The sequence below is a fragment of the Streptomyces sp. NPDC004134 genome (assembly GCF_042874195.1).
Taxonomy (GTDB): domain Bacteria; phylum Actinomycetota; class Actinomycetes; order Streptomycetales; family Streptomycetaceae; genus Streptomyces.
This window is the reverse complement of the sequence record NZ_JBIAMS010000017.1, coordinates 1-23,435: the sequence shown is the minus strand read 5'-3', so window position 1 is coordinate 23,435 and position 23,435 is coordinate 1. Positions and strand designations below refer to the sequence as shown.

Annotated in this window: 19 protein-coding genes, 1 other RNA gene and 1 pseudogene; 10 read left to right on the top strand and 11 right to left on the bottom strand. The window is 72.9% G+C overall.

Features of this window, described 5'->3' with window-relative positions; translation table 11 throughout:
• Positions 1-303: 303 nt before the first annotated feature.
• Together ACFYVJ_RS21300 and ACFYVJ_RS21295 are read right to left on the bottom strand one after the other, a co-directional pair.
• Complete coding sequence (locus tag ACFYVJ_RS21300) at positions 304-2,013, bottom strand: extracellular solute-binding protein (protein WP_388893633.1); 1,710 nt, start codon at positions 2,011-2,013, stop codon at positions 304-306.
• Positions 2,014-2,334: 321 nt separating this feature from the next.
• Positions 2,335-2,748, bottom strand: coding sequence for a MarR family winged helix-turn-helix transcriptional regulator (locus tag ACFYVJ_RS21295; RefSeq protein WP_388893631.1), 414 nt, complete (start codon positions 2,746-2,748; stop codon positions 2,335-2,337).
• A gap of 108 nt (positions 2,749-2,856) precedes the next feature.
• On the opposite strand from ACFYVJ_RS21295, the gene ACFYVJ_RS21290 reads away from it, so the two are divergent.
• Both ACFYVJ_RS21290 and ACFYVJ_RS21285 read left to right on the top strand, forming a co-directional pair.
• Positions 2,857-3,762, top strand: a complete 906-nt coding sequence (locus ACFYVJ_RS21290; RefSeq protein ID WP_388893629.1) for an alpha/beta hydrolase — start codon at positions 2,857-2,859, stop codon at positions 3,760-3,762.
• Between the two features lie 334 nt (positions 3,763-4,096).
• Complete coding sequence (locus ACFYVJ_RS21285; protein WP_388893627.1) at positions 4,097-4,270, top strand: TetR/AcrR family transcriptional regulator C-terminal domain-containing protein; 174 nt, start codon at positions 4,097-4,099, stop codon at positions 4,268-4,270.
• A 262-nt stretch (positions 4,271-4,532) separates the two neighbouring features.
• On the opposite strand, the gene ACFYVJ_RS21280 is transcribed toward ACFYVJ_RS21285, so the two are convergent.
• Positions 4,533-5,441: an alpha/beta hydrolase family protein gene (locus ACFYVJ_RS21280; RefSeq protein ID WP_388893625.1), complete on the bottom strand. Its 909-nt coding sequence runs from the start codon at positions 5,439-5,441 to the stop codon at positions 4,533-4,535.
• A gap of 103 nt (positions 5,442-5,544) precedes the next feature.
• Here ACFYVJ_RS21280 and ACFYVJ_RS21275 point away from each other — a divergent pair, with 103 nt between their 5' ends.
• Entirely contained in the window at positions 5,545-6,114 is a 570-nt protein-coding gene (locus tag ACFYVJ_RS21275; RefSeq protein WP_388893623.1) for a TetR/AcrR family transcriptional regulator, read from the top strand.
• 65 nt (positions 6,115-6,179) lie between these two features.
• Positions 6,180-7,103 carry an aminoglycoside phosphotransferase family protein gene (locus tag ACFYVJ_RS21270; protein ID WP_388893621.1) on the top strand — a complete coding sequence of 308 codons (924 nt, stop codon included), beginning with the start codon at positions 6,180-6,182 and terminating at the stop codon, positions 7,101-7,103.
• Positions 7,104-7,340: 237 nt separating this feature from the next.
• On the opposite strand, the gene rnpB is transcribed toward ACFYVJ_RS21270, so the two are convergent.
• The 3 genes and pseudogenes from rnpB to ACFYVJ_RS21255 form a co-directional block, all read right to left on the bottom strand.
• An RNA gene (gene rnpB / locus ACFYVJ_RS21265) (RNase P RNA component class A) lies at positions 7,341-7,742 on the bottom strand.
• Positions 7,743-7,897: 155 nt separating this feature from the next.
• A pseudogene (locus ACFYVJ_RS21260) lies at positions 7,898-8,614 on the bottom strand (DMT family transporter); the annotation flags it as partial.
• 123 nt (positions 8,615-8,737) lie between these two features.
• Positions 8,738-9,568, bottom strand: a complete 831-nt coding sequence (locus ACFYVJ_RS21255; protein ID WP_388893619.1) for a helix-turn-helix domain-containing protein — start codon at positions 9,566-9,568, stop codon at positions 8,738-8,740.
• A gap of 68 nt (positions 9,569-9,636) precedes the next feature.
• On the opposite strand from ACFYVJ_RS21255, the gene ACFYVJ_RS21250 reads away from it, so the two are divergent.
• Together ACFYVJ_RS21250 and ACFYVJ_RS21245 are read left to right on the top strand one after the other, a co-directional pair.
• Positions 9,637-11,139: a pyridoxal-dependent decarboxylase gene (locus ACFYVJ_RS21250; RefSeq protein WP_388893617.1), complete on the top strand. Its 1,503-nt coding sequence runs from the start codon at positions 9,637-9,639 to the stop codon at positions 11,137-11,139.
• Between the two features lie 63 nt (positions 11,140-11,202).
• Positions 11,203-12,081, top strand: a complete 879-nt coding sequence (locus ACFYVJ_RS21245; RefSeq protein ID WP_388893615.1) for a MerR family transcriptional regulator — start codon at positions 11,203-11,205, stop codon at positions 12,079-12,081.
• Positions 12,082-12,970: 889 nt separating this feature from the next.
• Here ACFYVJ_RS21245 and ACFYVJ_RS21240 read toward each other — a convergent pair.
• On the bottom strand, positions 12,971-14,629 hold the full coding sequence (locus ACFYVJ_RS21240; protein ID WP_388893613.1) for an RNB domain-containing ribonuclease: 1,659 nt from the start codon (positions 14,627-14,629) through the stop codon (positions 12,971-12,973).
• Positions 14,630-14,812: 183 nt separating this feature from the next.
• Here ACFYVJ_RS21240 and ACFYVJ_RS21235 point away from each other — a divergent pair, with 183 nt between their 5' ends.
• Positions 14,813-16,345, top strand: a complete 1,533-nt coding sequence (locus tag ACFYVJ_RS21235) for an arylsulfotransferase family protein (protein WP_388893611.1) — start codon at positions 14,813-14,815, stop codon at positions 16,343-16,345.
• Positions 16,346-16,364: 19 nt separating this feature from the next.
• Here the strand turns inward: ACFYVJ_RS21235 and ACFYVJ_RS21230 are convergent, their stop codons facing one another.
• Positions 16,365-16,907: an MOSC domain-containing protein gene (locus ACFYVJ_RS21230; protein ID WP_388893609.1), complete on the bottom strand. Its 543-nt coding sequence runs from the start codon at positions 16,905-16,907 to the stop codon at positions 16,365-16,367.
• Between the two features lie 141 nt (positions 16,908-17,048).
• On the opposite strand from ACFYVJ_RS21230, the gene leuE reads away from it, so the two are divergent.
• Positions 17,049-17,720, top strand: a complete 672-nt coding sequence (leuE, locus tag ACFYVJ_RS21225; protein WP_388893607.1) for a leucine efflux protein LeuE — start codon at positions 17,049-17,051, stop codon at positions 17,718-17,720.
• A gap of 160 nt (positions 17,721-17,880) precedes the next feature.
• Here leuE and ACFYVJ_RS21220 read toward each other — a convergent pair whose 3' ends face one another.
• Positions 17,881-19,038, bottom strand: coding sequence for a beta-1,3-glucanase family protein (locus ACFYVJ_RS21220; protein ID WP_388893605.1), 1,158 nt, complete (start codon positions 19,036-19,038; stop codon positions 17,881-17,883).
• The gene (locus tag ACFYVJ_RS21215; RefSeq protein WP_388893603.1) at positions 19,035-20,003 is read right to left on the bottom strand and encodes a glycoside hydrolase family 16 protein; all 969 of its coding nucleotides are present in this window, start codon (positions 20,001-20,003) and stop codon (positions 19,035-19,037) included. Before ACFYVJ_RS21215 ends, ACFYVJ_RS21220 begins: the two co-directional genes overlap by 4 nt.
• Positions 20,004-20,147: 144 nt before the next feature.
• On the opposite strand from ACFYVJ_RS21215, the gene ACFYVJ_RS21210 reads away from it, so the two are divergent.
• Positions 20,148-21,179: a LacI family DNA-binding transcriptional regulator gene (locus ACFYVJ_RS21210; RefSeq protein WP_388893601.1), complete on the top strand. Its 1,032-nt coding sequence runs from the start codon at positions 20,148-20,150 to the stop codon at positions 21,177-21,179.
• A 143-nt stretch (positions 21,180-21,322) separates the two neighbouring features.
• Here ACFYVJ_RS21210 and ACFYVJ_RS21205 read toward each other — a convergent pair whose 3' ends face one another.
• On the bottom strand, positions 21,323-21,796 hold the full coding sequence (locus ACFYVJ_RS21205; protein ID WP_388893599.1) for a DUF3574 domain-containing protein: 474 nt from the start codon (positions 21,794-21,796) through the stop codon (positions 21,323-21,325).
• Positions 21,797-21,941: 145 nt separating this feature from the next.
• Between ACFYVJ_RS21205 and ACFYVJ_RS21200 the strand changes: the two genes are divergently transcribed.
• A complete protein-coding gene (locus ACFYVJ_RS21200; protein ID WP_388893597.1) occupies positions 21,942-23,162 on the top strand; it encodes a hypothetical protein in 1,221 nt (406 codons plus the stop codon).
• The last annotated feature ends 273 nt before the right edge of the window (positions 23,163-23,435 follow it).

The following is a 23,435-nucleotide window of genomic DNA, read 5'->3' as shown; positions in this document are numbered from 1 at the left end:
GACACGAATATTGACGATCACCCGTGGCGGGGCGGTTCCGGACAGTGGCTAACTCCCGGCAGCGGCCGGGGGATTCCTGCCGACATCCGTGCCGAGTTCAGCCGGGCCGCGGCGATCGAGTGCGGTGTGAACCCGCCCGGTCGGGCATGTTCTCGGCCTGACGCCGGCGTCAGGCCGAGAACATTGCCCAGCCCAGGGCGCGGCACCGGTGGATCAGCGCGGGACCGGCTCCCGCGTAGTGCGTTCCCACGGCTTCCGGCGCGGGCGCGAAGTCGCCCTGCACGTATCCCACGGCTCCATTCGCTACCGGGAGCCGCGTGCCGCGTGGAGCAGCTCCCATCCGGCCTCGGCGGCTTCCCCGGCCACGGCGCGCGGGTCGCCCTCGCCGGCCAGCACCTTGTACTCGGTGTGTCCGAGGAGCTGCCACGCCGCACGCATCTCCGGCCACGACGGCATTACTTGGCCGTCGTCACACTGACCGATGTACGGACGCAGGATCGCGTCCCGGGCGGCGACGGTGCCCATCGCCTCCTCCTGTACGGGGACCAGTTGCTGAAGCTTGTTGAGGTCTTCACCCGCGTCCGGTTGGGACAGATAGGAGGTCACCAGGTCGCGTGCCGCGGGAACGTTCGGTGCGTCCCGGTAGATGTAGAAGCCGTACACCGAGACCATCGACACTGCCTGCCTGTCACCCAGCGGAGGAACCGCGGCGACGCTCACGTCCATGCGCTGGTCCTTGATCGAGGCGAGGGCCCGTGACGAGCAGACCAGAAACGGGGCGCGGCCCTCCAGGAAGAGCGGCAATGCTTCCGCGCGGCCGATGTCCGGGTTCAGCGCGCCGCTCCCGCCCGGGCCGATGCCGAGCTCGCTCAGCCGGACGAACGCGTTCACGAAGTTCTCGCGCCACGCTGAGATGTCCTCGAACCTGTCGGCGCCGCCCGCCTCCGAGGGAGTCCTGCGCCGGCCGAAGAACGTCCCGCCGCAGCTCGAGAAGAGTGGCCACATGTGGTACGGGTCGCCGGCGTTCCCCGCTGGATCAGGGGAGCCGACCTGGAGCGCGACTCCAGCGCCGTTCTCGATCCCCTTGGCTGCGACGGCTGCGTCACCGGCGCGGATGGTCTCGTCGAACGTCGTCGGCATCGGACCCCTGCCCGCAAGCGCGTTGTTGCGGATCAGAGCCACGCTGTCGAAGACGTACGGAATCGCGTAGAGCTGTTCCTGGCTGGTGAGCGCTTCCACGGCGACAGGGGAGATCCGGGCCAGCCCCGCAGGGCTGAACGGCGGCTCGAGTACGGAGCCTTCCTGTACGACGCGCCCGATCCAGTCATGCGGCCCGGCCACCACGTCCGGAACGTGGTAGCCGCGTGGTGGGCGGCCGGTCGCGACGAGTCTCGTGAGCGCTTCTTCCAGCGCCTCGGTGCGGTCGAACGACTCCACTTTGACGGAGACCGCGTACTTCCTTCGGAAAGCACTGGAATGCCCGAAGTACCTCGCCAGAGTGCGAGCCCGGGTCCGCTCCGCCCAGACCACCAGCGACCGCACCCGGTCGAGCCGCTCTTCGTTGAGGGACCAGTAGCCTTTGCCGTCCCGGAAGGTGATCTGCACATCGTGCGGTGTGCCGTAGTGCCTGGCCGAGGCATCCGCGGGAGACGGCCTGGCCCTCGCCGACCGGTGGACGTCGTCGCTCGGCCACAGATGCTGGTCGCCCGCCTTGAGGACGGCGATGTCCTTGCGGGCCGTACGCAGGTGTGAGCCACAGGTGACGGTGACGACCAACTTCTGGAACGTGCCGTTGGATTCGTTGAGGACGAGGGCGCCTGTCGAGTCGGGGCCCGAATCGACCTGCCAGCCGATCTTGAGGCTTTTCGCCCGCACCGTCCGTTGGTTGGAACGGATGGCGCGGGTGAGAGCGACGACTCCTGTGATCGCGGTACAGATCGCGACGATGGTGGAGGCAACGAGTTCGACGTTGCCCAGTAACGGCAACACCGCCGCGTAGTCGTGTGACCGCATGGCCGCACCATACCCAGGCACCTGCGTCTTCGCGAGAAGTTCGAGGTCGGAAGCCGATGCTGGCGGTCCTGTGCGGACTGGCGGCGACAGGCTCCGGGCGACCCGGCCGGAGCGTCGCGGTCAGCCGGGGAGGACGCGGTGGCGGAGGAGGCGGCAGCCGGCTCTGCCGTACCTCCGGCGTTTGATCAAGCGAGACGGTACGCAGCGTGGCGTGGAAAACGGCCCTGATCCGGGTGAACACCCGGGTCGGGGCCGTGAAGGCGGACGAGTCGGCCGGTACGGTCGATCCAGTCGCGGGGCACTTCGGACCGCCTTGACGCATCACCCTGTCGAGAGCATCTCCTGGAGGATGCGCTGCAGTTCGGTGCGGTCCTGCGGGGTGATCCTCGCCAGCCTCCGGTCGTACTCCGCCGCCAGAGCTGCGAGTGCTCGGTCTCGCGCCCTCGTGCCCGCGGAGGTCAGTACGAGACGGTGACGCCGCAGGTCCGCGTCGTCGATCTCGCGCCGGATGAACCCCTTGGCGACGAGGTTGCGGACATAGACCGTCACGCTCGCCTTGGGCAGCAGCAGTGCCGCCGCGATCTCTGCCGGGTACGGCGACGCGGCCACCTCCGCCAGGACGAAGAACTCCTTCGTCTCCAGCCCGAGATCGGCCAGTTCCTCCGTGCAGGCATCCATCACGGCGCTCAGCAGCCGCTGGTTCAGCGTCCACAGCTTCGCACCGTCGACCGCCATGCGGCTCCCTCCGCGAGTGGTACCGTTCTGTATTAGTTCCAAGTCGTATCAGTACAGTTTTTGTACTGGTGTGGCTGTGGAACAATGATCTCACGAAGGGCGCTCACCATGCTTCAGCACCTCGCGATCCCCCGTGGACCGATCGAGCTCGCGGCCGACCTTCACCTGCCCGACAGCGCCGTGTCCCCGCGCGCCGTGGTGGTCTCCACGCCCGGCAGCAGCGTGAAGGAGCAGATCGGTGCGAACTACGCGTCCCGCCTCGCCGCCCGCGGCATCGCGGCTCTCGTCTTCGATCCCGCTCACCAAGGGCAGAGCGGAGGCGAGCCCCGCGACCTCGAAGACCCCTACCGCCGCGGTGAGGACATCTCCTACGCCATCGACGCACTCACCACGACCCCCGGTGTCGACCCACAGCGCATCGGCGTCCTCGGCATCTGCGCCGGCGGCGGCTACGCCGTGCACACCGCCCGCACGGACCACCGCATCAAAGCGGTCGGCACGGTGGTCCCCGGCAACATGGGCACGTCGTTCCGCAGCTTCCAGCCCCACGGCCCGGCCGCCGCACTCGACGCCCTCGCCGACGCGCGCATCGAAGAGGCCCGCTCCGGCGAGACGGCCCGGGTGAACTGGCTGCCCGACACCCTGGAGGACGCCGCGGCATCCGGCCTGACCGACATCGACACCACTCAGGCCATCACCTACTACCGCACCGAGCGGGGCGGTAACGAGCACTCCACGAACCGCCGCCTGTCGCGCGGCGACTCCCTCCTGCTGGGCTACGACGCGTTCCACTTGGTCGACCGTCTCATGACCCAGCCACTGCAGGTCATCCTCGCCGGACGCGTCGGCAACACCGGCTCCTACGAGGCGGGGATGCAGTTGTGGAAGACGGCCCCCAATCCGGTCGACCTCATGGTGATCGAGGGTGCCGGCCACTACGAGATGTACGACGAGCCCGCTTACGTCGACGCTGCCGTCGAACGGCTCACCGACTTCTACGTCAACCACCTGTAGGCGTCCAAACCGGCGAAGCCGCGTGGCCGCGGTCCCGGCGGGCGACCCCGGAGACCGGCGTTCGCGGCTGTGGGGAGTCGTCGGCCGGAGCTCCGTCACGGCCGTTGACCGCTTCTGCTGAGCCGGCAGCGGAGCGGTCACTTCGCGGACACGTCCCCGGTGCCTGCGACGTATCAGTTGCCGGCCCGGACCACCGCCCCCTGCTTCAGGAGGGACTTCCGGGTCCCTCGTGATCGCGCGCCTCGGTGATGAAGTCGTCCAGCCGCCTGCGCACGTCCCGTAGGTCCGTCATCTGCCGGTCGAGGCGGTCGCGCACGAGGCGGGCAACGCCGACGTGCCCGACGCCGAGAGCGCCGCGAACCAGTTCCTCGGCATGATCGCCAACTACGCCCTGTGGCCCCGCATGCTGCTGACCGGCTGGAACCCCACAGCCTCCGACATCCACCACGCCGTCGAAGAGGCCGTCCAGACCATGCTCGCCGGATACACCCCCGAACCACCGGCCTGACCCGAAGCCCGACCTTCGACACCGACGCGCAATGCCCGAGGCCGCGACGCCCTCACCCGCGGTACCCGTCGGCAAACGATCGTCTGACGGCAGCGAGACGCCCGGCGGCGCTGCGGCCGCTGCGCGACCCGGAGCGGACCGGGCTGTAAGCAGAGGCGAGGGGGCGGCTCCGAGGACCGCCGCCCTCTCGCCGACCGGTCCGGGGCGTTCTGCTACTCGACCGCTCGGCGCCGGGTGTTGTCCTCCGACCGCAGGGCTGGGCTTACTTGCTGGCGATGCTCCACGTACCGTCGCCGTCCTCGGCGGTGCTGCCGAGGGCGGTCCACTCGGCGTCGTCGAGGCCGAGGGCCGCACGGAGGTAGGCGGAGATCGCGTCGGCGAGGAGGACGACGCGGGCAGGGTCCTCGTCGGTGGTCTCGGCGACCTTTTCGCCGGCGATGCCGCCCATGGTGTGTTCGGCCTCGGCGATGGTGAGCAGGCTCTTGGGGGCCGGGCTGAGGTGGTAGGCGTCGGTGAACCACTCCGGGCCCCGGGTGGAGAGCTGCGACTGGTCCTTTCCGCCCGCGACGACCAGGGCCGGGGTGGCCATGGTGGCGAAGTGCGGCTTCATGAACGGGAGGTTCTCGGCGGCGAACGGGGTGAGGGTGTCGCCTGCTCCGGCCGCGGCGATCAGCGCACCGGCCGACACCGCGGAGTGGGAGAAGTCCTGGCCGGGAACGCCGTCGGCGTCGAGTACACGGGCACCGAGGATGGCGCCCGCGGTCTGGGCGCCCCAGGAGTGGCCGACCACGGCGGTGTGCTCGTGGTCGACGCGGGTCTCCAGGCCGGCCTGGGCCAGGATGCCGCCGAGGTTGTCGAGGATCGCGTGGAGATCGGCGATCCGCACCCGCCAGATGGTGGCGAAGCGCGGGTCGTCCCAGCCGATGCCGTTGCGGCGGGAGTCCAGGTGGGTGGGCTGCACCACGGCGAATCCGGCGGCGGCCCACCGGTCGACGAGGGGCTCGTACCCGTCCAGGGACCACGCGTTGCCGTGGGAGAAGACGATCACGGGCAGGTTCTGCCCCGACCGCGGGGCGGTGACCTTCACCTGCAGCTCGATGCCGCGGCCGGGTGCGGGAACGGGGATGGGCTTGACCGAGACGAGCTGCCGGCCGAGGGGGCGGGAAGACATGGGAGACCTGCGCTTTCTCTGCGGAGTGGCTCTGTCATACTTTGACGGAACGCTGTTCCGTCAAAGTTAGCGGAACATTGTTCCGCGAGCAAAGGAGGACTCCGTGCCGGAGTCGGTCGGGGTACGCCAAGCGCAGGCGCAGCGCACCCGCAGCGGCGTACTGGAGGCTGCTGCGGCGGTCTTCGTCGAGCAGGGCGTCCAGGCGCCTGTCCGTGACATCGCCGAACGCGCCGGTGTCGGTGTCGGCACGGTCTACCGGAACTTCCCGACCCGCGCGGACCTCGTCACCGCCGTCTATCGGCACCAGATCGACGCCTGCGCCGCTCTCGCGCCCCGGCTCCTTGAGGAATCCGTCTCGCCGTTCACCGCGCTGACCCTATGGACGGATGCGTTCGTGGAATTCCTCGTGACGAAGCACGGCCTCGGGGCCGCGCTGGGGTCCGGAGACCCGGGGCTGGAGAACCTCCACGCCCTCATGCTCGACACCCTGGTCCCGGCCTGTGCGACGCTGCTCGACGCCTGCGCCGCCGACGGCGAACTCCGCCCCGGTCTCACCGCTTACACGCTCATGCGCGCCATCGGAAACCTCTGCATCACCGGCCCCGACTACGGTCAGGCCGACGCCAAGCGCATGGTCGCCCTCCTCCTCGCCGGATGCCGCCACACGGCATGACGGCGCGCTCGGTGCCCGTGTCGCGACCTGTCGGCAACGGACGCACGTCTGGAAAGGTAGATGATTTGAGCACGTCAGAAGCGGTCGAGGTCCCTCAGCCCCTGGCGCTGTCCTACGCCAGAGGTTTCGGCGAGGAAGGCCGGGACTGGATCGCCGGCCTGCCGGCCCTCGCTGCGGAGTTCCTGGACTGCTGGGAGCTGAAACGGGACGGCGCGCTCCGGGCAGGGGAAGCCTCGCTGGTGCTGCCGGTGCTGCGCAAGGACGGCACGCGCGCGGTCCTCAAGCTGCAGATGCCCAGAGCAGAGACCAACGCCGCGCTCATCGGGCTGCGAACCTGGAACGGCGAGGGGATGGTGCGGTTGCTCGACCACGATCCCGAAAGCAGCACGATGCTCCTGGAGCGGCTGGAGGCTGCCCGTACGCTGGCTTCGCTTGAGGACGACGACGTTGCGATGGGCATTCTCGCCGAGCTCCAGGCCCGGCTGGTCTGCGTCCCCGCGCCGCAGGGACTACGCAGCCTCGGGGATATCGCCACGGAGATGTTGGAGAGGGTTCCCGAGGCGATGGCGGCGCTGGCTGACCCGGAAGACCGGCAACTCCTGTGCGGTTGGGCGTCAGCGGTGAACGAACTGGTAGGCGAGCCCGGAGACCGGATCCTGCATTGGGATCTGCACTACGACAACGTTCTCGCCGCGCAACGTGAGCCGTGGCTTGCCATCGATCCTGAACCACTCGCCGGGGACCCGGGCTTCGACCTCTGGCCGGCCTTGGACAGCAAGTGGGACGACGTCGTCGCGAAGAGCGATGTATCGCGAGTAGTAAGGCGCCGCTTCGACCTGCTCACCGAGGTCCTCGACTTGGACCGCGCACGCACGACCGGCTGGACGCTCGGACGGCTGCTACAGAACTCGCTTTGGGACATCGACGACGGCGAGACCGTGATCGCGTCATCATCCGTCGCGATCGCAGAATCCCTGCTCAACAACTGATCCTGCCCCAGATCTTTCAGACATGGCCGGCAGACTTCAACAAGATCGTGTTACGAGCTCTCGGGTTCGCGCACGCTCCTCCGCTCGTTCCACCTGGGCTCCGGCGCCAAGATCGCGTTAGGCATCAATTGAACAAACGCGCGGGAACTCCCGGGAAACCGCAGGTAGAGACGTTGCGCATAGCGGCGTGGAAAACGGCCCTGATCCGGGTGAACACCCGGATCAGGGCCGTGGAGGCGGACGAGTCGGCCTGTACGCCGGGTTCTGTCTCCCGGGGGCCTTGCGGCCGCCGGGGAGGCGGTCATCCATCTAGGGCCGGTGTTGCCACCGGCCTCGTGCGGTCTACCCGCGGACTCGGGCGGGCCGCCCTCGATCGTCCGCGCAGGGCCGCTTCCGCGGCCCCTCTTGACCTTGCTCCGGGTGGGGTTTACCTAGCCGCCCGGGTCACCCCGGGCGCTGGTGGTCTCTTACACCGCCGTTTCACCCTTACCGGGAGCTGTACGCCCCCGGCGGTCTGTTTTCTGTGGCACTGTCCCGCGGGTCACCCCGGGTGGGCGTTACCCACCACCCTGCCCTGTGGAGCCCGGACGTTCCTCGGCGATCCCTGGGTGGGACCGACGCGACCGCCCGGCCGGCTCGTCCGCCGTAAGGCCCATGTTAGTCGCAGCCACGGTCTCCTCGCCGCCGCCCGGGTCCGCCGCCGGGCCCGGGACCCCGCCCCCGCCCGCCGCGGTGGCCAGGAAGGAGCCCGCCAGGATCAGGACGAAGGCCGCGGCGATGGAGCCCGTCAGCGGTTCGTCCAGGAACGCGACGCCCGCCGCGACCGCCACCGCCGGGTTGATGTACGTGAAGACCACCGCGCGGGTCGGGCCCACCTCGCGGATCAGCTCCAGGAAGACCACGAACGCCAGCGCCGTGCACAGCACCCCCAGGCCCACGAGCGACGCCAGCACCTTGCCCGACGGCGTCGTGTCCGGCCAGGTGGCGATGCCCGCGGGGGCGTAGACGATCGCGGCCAGCAGCAGGCAGGGCGCGATGAGCTGGAGCGTCGGTACGTCCTTCAGCCGGCGGGCGATGATCAGCGGGGCGGTGGCGTAGCCGAGGGCGGTGAGCATGACCTCCGTGATCGCCCACGCCGAGCCGCCGCTCAACTCCGGCGCCGCCAGCACCGCGACGCCCGCCAGGCCCAGCCCGAGGCCCAGCCAGCGGCGGCGGCCCAGCCGCTCCTGGTCGCCGAGGAGCCGGGCGAGGATCACGCCGATGGTCGGCACCGCGGCGATCAGCAGGCCGGCCATGGCGCTGGACAGTTGGCGTTCGGCGTCGGTCAGGGTCCACCACGGGCCGATGATCTCGATGCAGGCGAACGCCAGCATCGGCGCCCAGTGCGTCCGTACGGTACGGACCAGCCCTCCGCCGCGCAGCGCGAGCGGCAGCAGGACGAGCGCGCCCAGCGCGCACCGTACGAACACGACCCCCGACGGCGACACCGCGTCCACCGCCACCTTGATCATCAGATACGGGACTCCCCAGATGACGCCCATGAGGAGGAACAGGACCCAGCCGCGTGCAGTCATGCGCTCCAGCCTCCGCGGCGGAAGCACCGCTGTCTTGAATGCCGTTGCGGGCCGCGGCCCCTACGCCCGGACGCTCCTGGTGTACGCCGCCGGTGTGGCCCCCAGCACCCGCCGGAACCACCGCGTCAGATGCGCCTGGTCCGCGAACCCCACCAGACCCGCCACCTCCGCCGGCCGGTGCCCCGCCTCCAGCAGCCCGCGCGCCCGCTCCACCCGGTGCTGCGCCAGCCAGGCGTACGGGGGCATGCCCATGGTGTCCCGGAACGCCCGCAGCACCTGGTACCGGGAAAGCCCCAGGTCGCAGCCGATCGCCGCCAGCGAAGGCGGGTCCGTCAGCTCGTCCGCCAGCCGGTCCCGTACCGCACGGGCCACGCCGCTCCCCAGCGCCGCGCACGCCGCCGGGCGGGCGCGGCCGTGCCGGCGGGCCAGGGCGGCGAGCAGCCACGGCAGCCGCGACTCCGCCTCCAGCGGCTCCGCGCCCCGCTCGACCGCGACGTGCGCGGCGCGCAGCGCGGCGGCCAGGGCCGGGTCGTCGATGACCGGCTCGGCGAAGTGCGCGTCGGTGCAGGCGCCGTCGGTCAGCAGCGCCATGGAGGGGTAGAACGCGCGGTACGCGTACCCCTCGTCGCCCGCCGGGCCGCCGGTGTGCGCCTCGCCGGGGCCGAGGACGACGATGCTGCCGGGCCGGGCCCGGATCCGCTCGCCGCGGTAGTCGATGATCTCGGCGCCGTCCGTGCACACCCCGACGGCGAACTCGTGGTGCGCGTGCGGCGCGTAGCGGTGGGCGGTGAAGCACGCCGTCATCAGGTACAGGGACTGGCCCGCGCCGAGCGGCGTCCGTGTCCAGCGCGCGTACTCCTCGGGCCCCCGCCCGCCCCCCTGACCGCTCATGCGTCGCATTGTGCGCGATGCCGTACGCCCCTTGCCAGCGGGATTCCGCGGCTGCCTACGATGCGCGGATGTCGCAGCGAGATCTGTCCCCAGAAGAGTTCCGCGAGCTCGGCCACGCCTACGTCGACTGGATCGCCGACTACCGCGCCCGCGTCGGCGACCTCCCGGTGCTCCCCGGCGTCGAGCCCGGCTGGGTGCGCGGGCAACTGCCGGCGAAGCTGCCGGAGGAGGGCGAGCCGCTGACCGGGGTGCTGGCCGACATGGACCGCGTCGTGGTGCCCGGGTCCACGCACTGGCAGCACCCCGGCTTCTTCGCGTACTTCCCCGCGAACGCCTCCCTCGCCTCCCTCCTCGGCGACATGCTCTCCACCGGCCTCGGCTCCCAGGGCATGCTCTGGTCGACGTCCCCGGCCTGTACGGAGCTGGAGCAGCACCTGCTCGACCAGCTCGCCGACGCCACCGGACTGCCCGCCGGGTTCACCTTCGCCGGCGGTGGCGGCGGCGTCATCCAGGACTCGGCGTCCTCGTCCTCGCTGGTCGCGCTGCTTGCCGCGCTGCACCGCGGCTCCGGCGGCGCCTGGCGGACGGCGGGCCGGGACGGACGCGAGGTGCTGTACGTCTCGGCGCACACCCACTCCTCGCTGGAGAAGGCCGCGATCGCCGCGGGCCTGGGCGCGGACGCGGTACGGATCGTGCCGCCCGGCGGCGACGGCGGCCAGACGATGGCGCCCGGCGCGCTGGCCGCCGCCGTACGCGAGGACCTGGCGGCCGGCCGCCGCCCGGTGATGGTCTGCGCCACCATCGGCACCACCTCCACCGGCGCCGTCGACCCGGTGCGCGAGGTCGCCGCGGTCTGCGCCGAGCACGGCATCTGGCTGCACGTCGACGCCGCGTGGGCCGGCGCCGCCGCGTTCTGCCCCGAGCACCGCGGGCTCTTCGACGGCGCCGGGCTGGCCGATTCGTACAGCGCCGACGGGCACAAGTGGCTGCTCACCGCCTTCGACTGCAATCTCTTCTGGACCCGCGACAGCGCCACCCTCGTCGGCGCCCTGACCGTGCTGCCCGAGTACCTGCGCAACGCCGCCAGCGAGTCCGGCGCCGTCGTCGACTACCGCGACTGGCACCTCCCCCTCGGCCGCCGCTTCCGCGCGCTGAAGCTGTGGACGGTGCTGCGCCACTTCGGCCTCGCGGGCATACGGGACCACGTGCGCCGGCACGTCGGGCTGGCCGCGGACCTGGAGTCCTGGGCGGCGGCCGACCCGCGCTTCGCGCTGGGGGTGCCGCGGAGCCTGGCGCTGGTGTGCCTGTACGCCGTCACCGGCCGCGGCACCGACGCCGACAACGCCGCGACGAAGGCGGTGCTGGAGCGGATCAACGCCGGCGGGCGCTCGTACGTCACCCACGCGGTGGTCGACGGCCGCTATCTGCTGCGGGTCGCGGTCGGCGGGCTGGAGACCGAGGAGCGGCACGTACGGGCGCTGTGGGACGACCTGTGCGCCGCAGCGGACGAGGTGACCGGCGCGGACGCGGTGGCCACGGCCGACGCGGGGGAGCGAGGCGGCACCGCCTGACCGGCCCGGTGGCCCCGGCCCGTCGCTTGACCTTGTCGCGACGTCAACGTTTCTACTGAGGTCATGCGAATCGGAGAGCTCGCCGCGCTCGCCGGGGTCACCACCCGTACCGTGCGGCATTACCACCGCATCGGGCTGCTGCCCGAGCCCGCCCGCCGGGCCAACGGCTACCGCGTCTACACCCTGCGCGACGCCGTCGAGCTGGCCCGCGTCCGCCGCCTGACCGAGCTGGGCCTCAGCCTGGACGAGGTCCGCGACGCGCTCGCCGACGACATCGGCAAGGAACTGCACGAGATCCTCGCCGAGCTGGACGCCGACCTCGCCCGGCAGGAGGCCGCCATCCGGCGGCGCCGCGTCCGCCTCGCCGAGCTGCTGCGGTACGCGGAGGGCGGCGGGCTGACCGCCGAGGGCCCGGTGTCGCCGGAGCTGGCGGCGGTGTTCGCGGACATGTCCCGCACCTCCGCGCGGCTCGGCGTCCCGGAGCCGGCGAGCGCCGCGAAGGAGCGCGAGCTGCTCGCGCTGCTGGACACCACGGCGGACGAAGCGCACCGGGGCTGGCTCGACGCGCTGCTGCACGCGCTCAGCGCCGACCCGGACGCGATGACGCGCGCGTACGACGTCTACGCCCGGCTCGACGAGCTGGCCGACGCCGAGACCACGGACCCGCGCGTCGAGGAGCTGGCACGGGACGTGGTCGCCGCCCTGCCCGACGAGGCGCTGGCGCTGATGGCCGCGGGGCCGGACGCGGCCGGTGCCGCCGCGGACCAGGACGGTGCCGAAGGCGGGGAAGCCTTCGCGGAGATGTTCTTCGCGGACTTCCCCCCGGCGCAGGCCGAGGTCATGCGCCGGGCGATGGCCCTGCTCGGAGAGCGGCCGGGCGGGGCCGGCGAGGCGGGCGGGGCCGGGCACGCGGAGCGGCGGCGCGGGGAGAGTGCGTCGTGAACGCGCTGCGCCGTACGGTCCGCTGGGCCCTGGCCTCGCTCGTACCGGGCGAGCTAGTGCTCGTGCTCTGCCTCGCCTCGGGCGTCCGCATCCCGGAGCCGGTGATGCTCGCCGTCGAGGTGGCCGTCGTGCTGGTCACCGCGGCCCTGGTCACGCTGCTGGCCGCCGACTTCCGCCGCCACCGGGGCGCGGGCCTCGCGCCCCGCGCGGCGGGTCTGGAGGCGGTACGGGACAGCGTCCCGGCCGCCGTGCGCAAGCTGACCGTGCACGAGGTGAAGCTCTTCACCGCCACCCTGCGCTGGCTCGCCCGCCGCCCGAAGCACGGGATCGGCCCCGGCGACACCGCCGTCCCGTACGCCTCCGGGCAGGCGTTCACGTTCTACGGCTTCCTCTTCGTCTCGGTCATCGAGACCGTGGCGCTCGCCCTCGTCATCCCCTGGCCGGTGGTGCACGCCGTGGTGCTGGTCCTCGACATCTGGGGCATCTACTTCATCCTCGCGCTCCAGGCGGCCTGCGTGGTCCGGCCGCATGTCGTCGGCGCGGACGGCTCGCTGCGCGTACGGTACGGGGTTTTGCTGGACATCCCCGTACCGGCAGAGCTGATCGCGAACGCCCGGGTGGACCGCCGCTTCCCCGACGGGGGCGGGCTGCTGCGGCTGGACGACGACGGCACGGCGCACCTCGCGGTCGGGGGGCAGACGTCGGTGACCGTGGAGCTGACGGAGCCGGTGGCGTTCGTGCGGCCGCTGGGGAAGCCCGCGGAGGCGCGGGTGCTGAAGTTCTACGCGGACGACCCGCAGCCGGTGGTCGACGCCCTGCGCGCGGCGCGGGCGGCGCGCGAGGAGGCGGGGGAGGGGGAGGGCGAGCGCGGCGGCGCGCCGCTGCCCGGTCAGGGCGCCGGCGCGAAGCGTACGGGCGACACCCCGGGCTCCGCCGCCGTGAGCCGGACCCGGACGCGGTGGCCGAGCGGCAACGGCTCGCCGGGCGCGGGCCAGGCGCGGACGGGAGGCCCGGCGGCGTCGGCGGAGTCCGGGGGTTCCGCGGACTCCGGGGGCTCCGCGGGTTCCGGAGGCTCCGCGGAGTCGGCGGATGGCGCACCGACCGCGGGTGCTTCGCCGGCCGCAGGTGCCGCGCGTTCCGCGGCTGCCGCGGCTTCTCCGGCCGCCGACGGCACCGGCGCGCCCTCCGGCCCCTCCGCGTCCACGCGGCCGATGACGGCCGGTTCGTAGAGCTGCACCGTCCCCCGCGTCGGGCGGCGCTCGTCCACCTCCACCACGTACCCGTCGAAGACCTCCCCGATCCGCCCGCTCATGAGCGCCGCCTCCACGAGGTCCACGCACTCCCGCTCCAGCCGCCCCGCCCGCTGCGCGCCCCGCACCATCAGCTCCGGGAGGCCGCCCAGCGCCTCGCGCACCCACTCCGGCGGCGGCTCGCCGGCCGCCGCCGCCACGCACAGCTCCAGGGCGTACCGGTCGGCGAGCCGCCGCAGCGGCGCCGTGCAGTGCGCGTACTCGTCGGCCACCGCGGCGTGCACCGCGTCCTGCCGCGCCGGCGGCTCGCCGTCGAAGACGGTGTACCCCGCGCCGCGCAGCAGCGCGGTGCAGTCCTGGAGGAACGCCGCGTGGTTGGCCATCTGCGGGTTGAGGGAGCGGAGCAGTTCGGGGTAGTCGAGGCCCTCGGGCCAGTCGATGTCCAGCGCGCGGGCGATCCGGTGCAGATACGTCAGGGCGCCGCGGCGTGCGGGCGGTAGCGTACGCAGGATGCCGGTGCCGGAGGCGAGCATCAGGTCCGCGGCGGCCATGCCGGTGAGGAGTGACACCTGCGCGTTCCAACCGTGCGCGGGCAGCGGGGCGCTGTACTCCAGCGTGTAGCGGCCGGCGCGGCGCACCACCTCCTGCTCCGGTACGCCGAGCGAGATCCCGCCGCGTTCGCGCTCCACCTCCTCGCGCAGCAGGCCGACGTCGCGCAGCAGCGCCACCGGCTCCTCCGCGGTGCCCTCGTCGATCGTCTGCTGTACGCCCCCGTAGTCGAGCCGCGCGCGGCTGCGTACCAGCGCGCGGGCGACCGTGGCCTCGGCGACCTGGCCGCTGGAGTCGAGGTCGATCTCCCAGAGCAGCGCGGGGGTCGTCTGGTCGGGCAGCAGGCTGGCGGCGCCCTCGGAGAGCTGCCCGGGGTGCAGGGGCACGCGGGCGTCGGGGAAGTAGAGCGTCGTCACGCGGCGGTGGGCCTCGGCGTCGAGGGCTCCGCCGGGGGTGACGAAGGCGGCGACGTCGGCGATGGCGTAGTGGATGCGGAAGCCGCCGCCGCCCCGGCGGGCGACGTGGAGGGCCTGGTCCAGATCGCGGGAGCCGGGCGGGTCGACCGTGTAGAACGGGATGTCGGTCGCGTCCCGCTCGGGCAGCCGGGGGGCCTTCGCGGCGCGGTCGGCCTCGGCGAGCACCTCGGGCGGGAACGCCGCGGGCACGTCCTCTTCGGTGCGCAGCCGGCGCAGGGCGGCGCGGAGCGGGGCGTCCTCGGCGTCGGCGGTGTGCAGGATGCGTTGGGGCACGCATATCAGACTAATTCGGACGGGCGCCCCCGGCGCGCCACCGCGGCCGGAGCCGCCCCCCGCGCCCCAGGAGTGACCGCTCTGTCACCGCGCGGTTGGTAGACGTGGAGGCCCCCCACCTCCGGGAGAGACATGCCCACCCCTCATGCATCCCGCCGCGTGACCCGCCGCGGATCCCGTCGTGTGTCCCGTCGGCGGGCGCGTACGTGCACCGCGATCATCCTCGGCGGTTTCGTCGCCGCCCTCCCGCCCGCGGCGGCCGCGGAACGGGCCGCGGAGCCGGCCGCCGTGCGCGGCGCGGCCGCACCCGCCGCCGAGGAGCCGTCCGGGCAGCCGCCCGCGCCCCTCGACGTGCTGGAGCGCCGCCCCGGCATGGGCGAAGGACTGCTGTTCGTCGGACCGCAGAAGAACCCCGGCCGGGTCGGGCCGCCCGGCGAGGAACCGCCGCCAGAGGCGGGCCGTGGGCCCCAGATCGTCGACGACCGGGGCCGGCCCGTCTGGTACCACCGCGTCCCGCAGAACGAGTACGTCGCCGACTTCCGCGTGCAGGAGTACCGCGGCCGCAAGGTCCTCACCTGGTGGCAGGGCAGGAGCGACAACGCGGGACTCGGCGAGGGCGTCGGCTACATCGCCGACGAGAACTACGACATCATCGCCACCGTCCGCTCCCCCGACCCGGAACAGAGCATCGACCTGCACGAGTTCCGGCTCACCCCGCAGGGCACCGCCCTGGTCGTCAGCTACCAGCAGCGGCCCTACGACCTCACCCCGGTCGGCGGCCCCGCGGACGGAGACGTGCTGGAGAGCGTCGTGTGGGAGCTGGACCTCGCCACCGGCGAGCCGCTGCTGGAGTGGCGCAGCCTCGACCACGTACCGCTGCAGGAGTCCGACGAGCGGCCCTCGGGCCGCGCCGGCACCCGCCCCTTCGACTACCTGCACACCAACTCCGTCTCCCTCGACACCGACGGCGACCTCCTCGTCTCCGCCGTCGGCACCAGTACCGTCTACAAGCTCGACCGGGAGACCGGCGAGATCGTCTGGCGGCTCGGCGGCAAGAACAGCGACTTCCGGCTCGGCGCGGGCGCGCGCACCATCGCCCAGCACGACGTCGTGGCCGTAGGCGACGGCACGTACCGCATGTTCGACAACCAGAACATGCACTCCGACGGCTACGAGACCCGGGTCGCCTGGCTGCGCATCGACCCGCGCGCGGGCACCGCGGAGCTGGAGCGCCAGCTCGTGCACCCGGACCGCGTCTCCACCGCCGTCACCGGCGGCAGCCAGGGGCTGCCCAACGGCAACACCCTGGTCGGCTGGGGTTCGGCGGGCCGGATCTCGGAGTTCGACGCGGCCGGGCGGCTGGTGTTCGACGCCGTCTTCCCGGACGAGTACAGCTCGTACCGCACTTACCGCGACGAGTGGAAGGGCGAGCCGGAGACCGCGCCGGAGGTACGGATCGACGGCGCGTCCGGCGACGCGCACGCCGTGTGGAACGGCGCCACGGAGGTCGCCGGCTGGCGGGTGCTGGCCGGCGACGCGCGGGACGAGCTGCGGCCCGTCGCCCGCGAGCCGTGGGACGGGCTCGACACGGACGTCGCCCTGCCGGCGGACGCGGCGGACGCGGCCTACGTGCAGGCGGAGGCGCTGGACGCGGACGGCGAGGTGATCGGCGCGTCCGCGGTCACGGAGACCGGCGCGGGCCGGGGCGCGGGCTGACGTCGTCCCGGGAAGGCGCTCAGACCTTCTCCAGCGGGCGGTGCGGGGCGTCCGGCAGCACCACGACGACCGGGTCTCCGGGACGTACCACACCGCCCGTCAGCACCACGCTCATCACGCCCGCCTTGCGCACCACGTTCCCGGCCGCGTCCCGGCCGACGACCTGCTTGAGCAGCCCGCTCTGGAAGTCGTCGATCTGGTGGCACGGGTTGCGCAGCCCGGTGACCTCCACGACGGCCTCGGCACCGAGGTGCAGCAGCGTGCCGGTGGGCAGGCCGAGCAGGTCGACGCCCCGGGTGGTGACGTTCTCGCCGAGCTCCCCGGGGCGTACGGCGAAGCCCGCCCCGGCGACCTCGGCGAACAGCTCCTCGTGGGTCAGGTGCACCTGGCGCAGGTTCGGCTGGGACGGGTCGCGGGCGACCCGGGAGCGGTGCCTGACCGTGACGCCGGCGTGCGCGTCGCCCTCGACGCCGAGGCCGGCGAGCAGGGTGATCGACTCGCGCGAAGGCTTGTGGAAGGTGTACTCGCCGCTGCTGCAGACCGCTGTGACCGTGCCGTTCATGCCGTACGGGCCCCCTCCGCCGTGACCGGTGATCCACAGACGAGCCTAACCGGCCGGTGCCCGGGACCGCCCCTGTCCGGCATGCGGGATTGCCCGATAATCGATTCGTCGGATAGGCGGGTACATGGCAGCCTGGCCCGCATGCTTGGAGTCACGGATCTGTCGACGTACCTCGCCGGGCTCGCCCTGATCATCCTGCTCCCGGGCCCCAACTCCCTCTACGTCGTCTCCGTCGCCGCCCGCCGCGGCGCCCGCGCCGGGTACCGCGCGGCGGGCGGCGTGATGTGCGGCGACATGGTGCTCATGGTGCTCTCCGCGGGCGGCGTGGCCTCGCTGCTGCAGGCGAGCCCGGCGGCGTTCGCCGTCGTCAAGTTCGCGGGCGCCGGGTATCTGACGTGGCTGGCGGTCGGGATGCTGCGCGGGGCGTGGCGGATGTGGCGCGAGCGCGAGGTGCGGGCCGTCGCGCGGGCGGAGGGGGAAGCCGCGCGGGCGGAGCCGGCGCGGGAGGAGATGGAGCGCCCGTACCGCCGGGCGTTCGTCGTCAGCCTGCTGAACCCGAAGGCGATCCTCTTCTTCGTCTCCTTCTTCGTGCAGTTCATCGACCCGGCGTACGTGCACCCGGAGCTGACGTTCGTCGTGCTGGCAGCGTGGGCGCAGTTGTTCAGCATCACGTACCTGACGGCCCTGATCTTCAGCGGTACGCACCTCGCCGCCCTCTTCCGCCGCAGGCGGCGGCTGACGGCGGGGATGTCGGCGGCGGCGGGGACGGCGTTCCTGGGCTTCGCGGCCAAGCTGTCGGTGAGCAGCGCGTGACGTCCCGCTGCTGATCCCCGGCGCGGCGGCGGGCCCCGCGCGCGCCGCCGGCCGCGGGCTGCCCGGCCCTGACCACCGGACAGCCCACGGCCTGCCGCGGCCCCCGCGGCCCCGCGGAAGCCGGCGGGCTCCCGCTGCCCCCCGCCGGCTCCCGTGGGTGTCAGAAGGGCGTCAGCGTCAGCGTGAGCTGCTGCGGCGCCCGGTCCTCGATGTACGACGCGAAGCCGGACACGTCGTCGAAGGCGAACCCGTACGCCCGCCCGTCCTTTGACACTTCGTGCATCACCCGCGCGTAGTGGTTGGAGACACCGGTGCCGTAGAAGGCGGACGCGTCCGTGACCGGCTGGTCGGCGTGGTCGCGCAGGGTGGTGCGGTTGAGCGCGGCGCCGAGGATCGCGGCGACGGGGCCCGTGGTGCCGTCGTTGGGGGCGGCGAGCTTGCCGTCGCAGAACAGCACGTCGCGGGTGGGCGGCCGGTCGAAGGCGACGTCGGCGGGGCCGGTGAAGGACAGCCGGTCGCCGGCGACGCGGCCGGTGAAGGTACCGGCGTTCGTGGTGACCTTCAGGTCCTTGCCCGCGTACGCCGACCAGACCTCGTCCACGTACCCGTCGAGGTACGCGCCGTCGAACAGCCCGGCGTCCAGGCCGTGCCCGGGGGCGATGACCCGCAGCCCGTCCCCGTCCACCAGCCGGCCGAAGCCCTCGGTGCCCGCCAGGGTGTCGAACACCTGCTGCCTGGCGCCGTCCTTGAGCGCCCCGGTCGTCTGGTCGTCGGCGCCCGTCAGGTGGATGGACATCGGCACGCTGAACATGTCGACCATGGTGGTGTTGCAGAACATGCCGGCGTCGTTGAGCGTGAACTCCATGCAGTCGTGCAGCACGGGGTAGTTGGGGTCGGTGGCGACCCAGCCGGCCGGGTACGCGAGGGCCGCGTTGCCGGCGCCGTCCGTGACGGCCTTCATCTTCAGCTTGCCGCCGAGGGCCACGTAGAGGCGGCCGGACATGTTCGGCAGCGTGAGGCCCGTGTCGCCGCTGCCGGCGAAGGGGATGGCGTAGTCGGTGTAGCCGTCGGGGCCGTTGTCGCCGAGCGCGATGGGCGCGAGCGACCCGTCGGGCGTGAGGCGGACCTGCCGGCCGCCCTCGTTGCCGACGACGTAGATGCTGATGGAGGAGTTCTCGTACGCACCCGTCTTGTTGACGACGGTCACGCCGAGGGCCGCGGCGGCGCCGCCCGCCCGCGCCGCGGAGAGCACCAGAGGTGTCCCCGCGGCGGCGGACGCGACGGCCAGACCACCCAGCAGCCTGCGTCGCGAGATCATTCGGCGGCACCTCCGGACTGCTCGACGGACACGTAGTCGACGGTCATCGGCACGCCGGGCCGGGTGGCGTCGGTGGGGGTGGCGTGGCCGGCCACGCCGTCGGGGAAGGCGCCGCCCATGGCGACGTTGAGGAGCAGGAAGTGGCCGTGGTGGGCGAGGTTCGCCCAGGTCCCGGCGCCCACTTGGTCGGCGTTGACGGAGTGGTACTGCTGCCCGTCCACGTACCAGCGCAGTTCCTCGACGGGGCCGCTGCGGTCCAGCTCCAGGGCGTACTCGTGGAAGCCGGACTGGCAACTGCCGCCCGGGCAGGCGCGGGAGGCGCCGAGGCCGTTGTTCTCGTTGCACGGACCGCCGGGCGCGGTGCCGCAGTGCAGCACGCCCCAGACGCTGTCGATGCCGTTGACGTTCTCCATGATGTCGAACTCGCCGATGCCCGGCCAGTTCCAGTAGTTGCCGCGGTAGGCGTCGCCGAGGGTCCAGAACGCGGGCCAGTAGCCGAGGGCTTCGGCGCCGGTGACGTTCGGCATCTGGATCCGGGCCTCGATGCGCAGGACACCGCCGGCCGGGGCCTGGAAGTCGGTGCGCTGGGTCTCGATGCGGGCGGAGGTCCAGCCGCCGGAGGCGTTGCGGCGGGGCGTGATGGTGAGGTTGCCGTTGCCGTCCTTCTGGAGGTTCTCCGGACTGTCGGTGTACGTCTGGATCTCGCCGGTGCCCCAGTTGGCGGGGCCGCCGGGGTAGGACGTGCCGGTGTCGACGATCCAGTTCGCGGCGTCGGGCGGGGAGCCGGCGGCGCCGTCGAAGTCGTCGCGGAAGACCTCGGCGAGGGGCGCGGGGCCGCTTGCGGCGGCCGCGCTTCCGTCGTCCTCGCCGGCTGTTGCGGAGGGCAGGGTCAGGGCGCTGACCGCGGCCATCGCCGCGACCGCGCCGAGCAGGCTCCTGCGCCACCGTAGTCGTGTTGCGTGCATGTCTGGCTGCTCCTCGGGGTGTGGGGGGATGAGGAGGTTCTCCCCTGGGGATGCGCCCGTTTGAGAGCGCTCTCAGGTTGTGTTGAGGCACACTGCCGAGTGGGCGGGCTACTGTCAAGGCCCACTGAGTGAAGAGGAGTTGAGGTGTCCGGGAACCGCCCCACGCTGGAGGCCGTGGCCGCCCGTGCCGGAGTGTCGCGGGCCACGGTGTCGCGCGTGGTCAACGGCGGCGCGGGGGTGCGCGAGCCGCTGCGCGAGCGGGTGCACCGCGCCGTGGCCGAGCTGGGCTACGTACCGAACCAGGCCGCGCGCACGCTCGTCACCCGGCGCACCGGCGCGGTCGCCGTCGTCATCGCCGAGCCCGAGAGCCGGGTCTTCGCCGACCCGTTCTTCGCCCGGCAGTTGCGCGGGATCAGCGGGGCGCTGGCGGCGGCGGACACGCAGTTGGTGCTGCTGTACGTCGCGGACCGGGCGGACTATCCGCGGATCGGCCGGTTCCTGGCCGGCGGGCACGTGGACGGCGCGCTGATGTTCTCGCTGCACCGCGACGACCCGCTGCCGGGCCTGGCCGCGGCGGCGGGGCTGCCCGTCGTCTACGGCGGCCGTCCCGGCTGGCCGGGGGCGGCGGGGGAGCCGGGCCTGCTGTACGTCGACACGGACAACCGGGCGGGCGCGGAGCTGGCGGTACGGCACCTGCTGGGGCGCGGCCGGCGGCGGATCGCGCACATCGCGGGGCCGCTGGACCAGACGTCGGCGGTGGACAGGCTGGCGGGATACCGGGCGGCGCTGGAGGCGGACGGGGACGCCCCGGGCGGCCACGAGCTGGTCGCGGAGGGCGACTTCACCCCCGCCGGCGGCGAACGCGCGATGGCGGAGCTGCTGGCTCGGGTCCCGGACCTGGACGCGGTGTTCGCCGCGTCGGACCTGATGGCCACCGGCGCCCTGCGCAACCTGCGCGCCCACGGCCGCCGCGTCCCCGCGGACGTCGCGGTCGTCGGCTACGACGACCTGGACCCGGCGACCTGGACGGAGCCGCCGCTGACGACGGTGCACCAGGACGTCGAGGGGATGGGCGGCGTGATGGCGCGGCTGCTGCTGCGCAGCCTGGCGGGCGGGCAGGAGGAGCAGGAGCCGGTGGTGACGACGCCGCGGCTGGTGGTGAGGGAGTCGGGCTGAGGGGGAGTATCGGGGGTTCGGGAGGGTCTGGGCCGGCGGCCGGGACCGGAGTGCTCGGGCCGGTGCGTACGCAGCGGTGTGCTCGGGCCGTAGTGGCGGGGGCGGAGGGCCCATATCGATGGGCTGGGAACGGGGGCTCCGGGTCAGAAGCCGGCGCGGGCGGGCTCGTCCACCCGGGCTACCGACTCCTGCGCGAACTGGGCCGTGTAGGCGTCGCGGATCTGCTCGATCCGGGCGTCCTGCTCCTGCGCCTCGGTGAGCGGGTAGAGCAGGTAGACCTCGTACGAGCGCTCGCGCTCGATGGTGCCGTGCCGGTCGCGGTACTGGCCCCGTACCTCGTCCACGGTGAGTCCCGCGGGGAAACGCGGGGTGACGACCTCGTCCACGAACGCGCGGAACTGCCGGTCGGTGACGTCCGGGCCGCCGTCGGGCCGTACCGTGCCGAACATCAGGTGCGTCTGCACGTACGGCTCCAGGTCCGCGGTCTGCGACAGGGCGACCGGCGGGGTGGGGTCGCCGTCCGCGAGGGCGGCGGGGGCGGTGGCCGCGGCGGCGCCGGCGAGGGCCGCGGCGAGCGCGAGGGCGGCGAGGCGAAGGCGTGGCTTCGTAAGGTTCACGACCGGGGAAACGATCACCGGAAGGGAAAGTTGCGCGGACGCGGCGGGGGCCGTTTGTTTGCCCGTTGTTCGGCTCGACCTCACCGACCGGTGGTCACGCCGTTGCAGAATCGAGGCCCTCCTCCGGAACACGAAAGGCCCTTCCATGCAGGGAGAGCGATTCACCGCGCCCACCCCACCGGGCACGAGACTGCTGCACATCGGCCCCCACAAGACGGGCACCACCGCCCTCCAGGCCGCCTTCCACCAGGCCCGCGACACCCTCAGGGAGCACGGCGTCGTCTATGCCGGGCCGGGCCGCCAGGCGAAGGACCCGGCGGTCGCGATCGCCAGGAAGGACCCGACGGCGGCGGAGCGCGAGCCCTGGGAGGCGTTCTGCCGGGAGGCGGCGGAGGCGGGTGACCTGCGGTTCTTCGCGAGCAGCGAGTTCTTCGCGACGGCCTCCGCGGACGCGGCGCGGACGGCGGTGAAGGAGCTGGCGGGCGCGGGTGGCGTGAGCGGCGAGGGCGGCGGTGGCGGCGTGCACGTGGTGGTGACGCTGCGGCCGCTGCGGAAGATCATGCCGTCGCACTGGCAGCAGTACGTCAAGCACGGGCTCTGCGAGTCGTACGAGACCTGGCTCGACGCGATGCTGCGCAAGCCGCCGTACGAGGAGCCGACGCCGGACTTCTGGCACCTGCAGCGGCACGACGAGCTGATCGAGCGCTGGGCGGCGGCCGCGGGCCCCGAGAACGTGACGGCGGTGGTCGTGGACGAGGCGCGGCCGCTGTGGCAGTTCCGGGTCTTCGAGCAGTTGCTCGACCTGCCGGAGGAGGTGCTGCAGCCGCAGGAGAGCGGGGGGAACTCGTCGCTGACGCAGAGCGAGGCGGAGCTGCTGCTGCAGCTCAACCGCAAGCTGCGGGAGCGTAACTGGAGCACGTGGCGGCAGGGCAAGGTGATCCGCGAGGGCGTGGTGCCGCACCTGCAGTCGTACGAACCGGCGCCGAACGAACCCCGCATCACGACTCCGGAGTGGGCGGAGACGGCGGTGGCGGAGGTCGCGGAACAGGTGGCGGCGGGCATCGCGGCGTCGGGGGTCCGGGTGGTGGGGGACCTGGAGGCGCTGTCGCGGCGGCCGGCCACGCCGGTGGAGCCGGTGACGCCGACGGAGATCCCGACGGAGGCGGCGACGGAGGCGGTGCTGGGCGGAATACTGGCGTCGGCGGCCCTGGCGGCGAAGGCATCCCCGCCGGCCCCGGCCCCGGCCCCGGAACCTGAGGTGCCGGCGGCGCGGGGGGCGCTGGAGGACCGGCCGGTGCGGAATGTGCCGGTGAAGGACCTGGTCCGGGTGGTGGCCCGCAGGGCGGTACGCCGAATGCGGGGATGAGGGGCGGGGGTTGGCCCGGGTGGGGGACTGGGGCGGTACCGGCATTCGTCTCCACTGCGTAGCGGGGGGAGAGGGGTAGGGGTGCCGGACCCGTTCGTCGTGCTGCCCGGAGTGGGCCGGGGCGTTCTGGTGCGGGGGAGGCGGACCCGGCTGGTTCGGGGCGGTGTTGGGGGCGGCGGTGGTGCGTGGGGGTGGCCGGTGTGCGGGGGCCGAGTCGTGCGTGGGGTGGGCCGGTGTGCGGGGGAGCCGAGTCGGGGTGGGTGTGGTGCGTGG

What these genes read in the sequence shown, in the direction of transcription:
- ACFYVJ_RS21300 (WP_388893633.1), bottom strand. Translation starts at nt 2,013, where the DNA reads ATGCGGTCACACGACTACGCGGCGGTGTTGCCGTTACTGGGCAACGTC.
- ACFYVJ_RS21295 (WP_388893631.1), bottom strand. Translation starts at nt 2,748, where the DNA reads ATGGCGGTCGACGGTGCGAAGCTGTGGACGCTGAACCAGCGGCTGCTG.
- ACFYVJ_RS21290 (WP_388893629.1), top strand. Translation starts at nt 2,857, where the DNA reads ATGCTTCAGCACCTCGCGATCCCCCGTGGACCGATCGAGCTCGCGGCC.
- ACFYVJ_RS21280 (WP_388893625.1), bottom strand. Translation starts at nt 5,441, where the DNA reads ATGTCTTCCCGCCCCCTCGGCCGGCAGCTCGTCTCGGTCAAGCCCATC.
- ACFYVJ_RS21255 (WP_388893619.1), bottom strand. Translation starts at nt 9,568, where the DNA reads ATGAGCGGTCAGGGGGGCGGGCGGGGGCCCGAGGAGTACGCGCGCTGG.
- ACFYVJ_RS21250 (WP_388893617.1), top strand. Translation starts at nt 9,637, where the DNA reads ATGTCGCAGCGAGATCTGTCCCCAGAAGAGTTCCGCGAGCTCGGCCAC.
- ACFYVJ_RS21245 (WP_388893615.1), top strand. Translation starts at nt 11,203, where the DNA reads ATGCGAATCGGAGAGCTCGCCGCGCTCGCCGGGGTCACCACCCGTACC.
- ACFYVJ_RS21230 (WP_388893609.1), bottom strand. Translation starts at nt 16,907, where the DNA reads ATGAACGGCACGGTCACAGCGGTCTGCAGCAGCGGCGAGTACACCTTC.
- leuE (WP_388893607.1), top strand. Translation starts at nt 17,049, where the DNA reads ATGCTTGGAGTCACGGATCTGTCGACGTACCTCGCCGGGCTCGCCCTG.
- ACFYVJ_RS21220 (WP_388893605.1), bottom strand. Translation starts at nt 19,038, where the DNA reads ATGATCTCGCGACGCAGGCTGCTGGGTGGTCTGGCCGTCGCGTCCGCC.
- ACFYVJ_RS21215 (WP_388893603.1), bottom strand. Translation starts at nt 20,003, where the DNA reads ATGCACGCAACACGACTACGGTGGCGCAGGAGCCTGCTCGGCGCGGTC.
- ACFYVJ_RS21200 (WP_388893597.1), top strand. Translation starts at nt 21,942, where the DNA reads ATGCAGGGAGAGCGATTCACCGCGCCCACCCCACCGGGCACGAGACTG.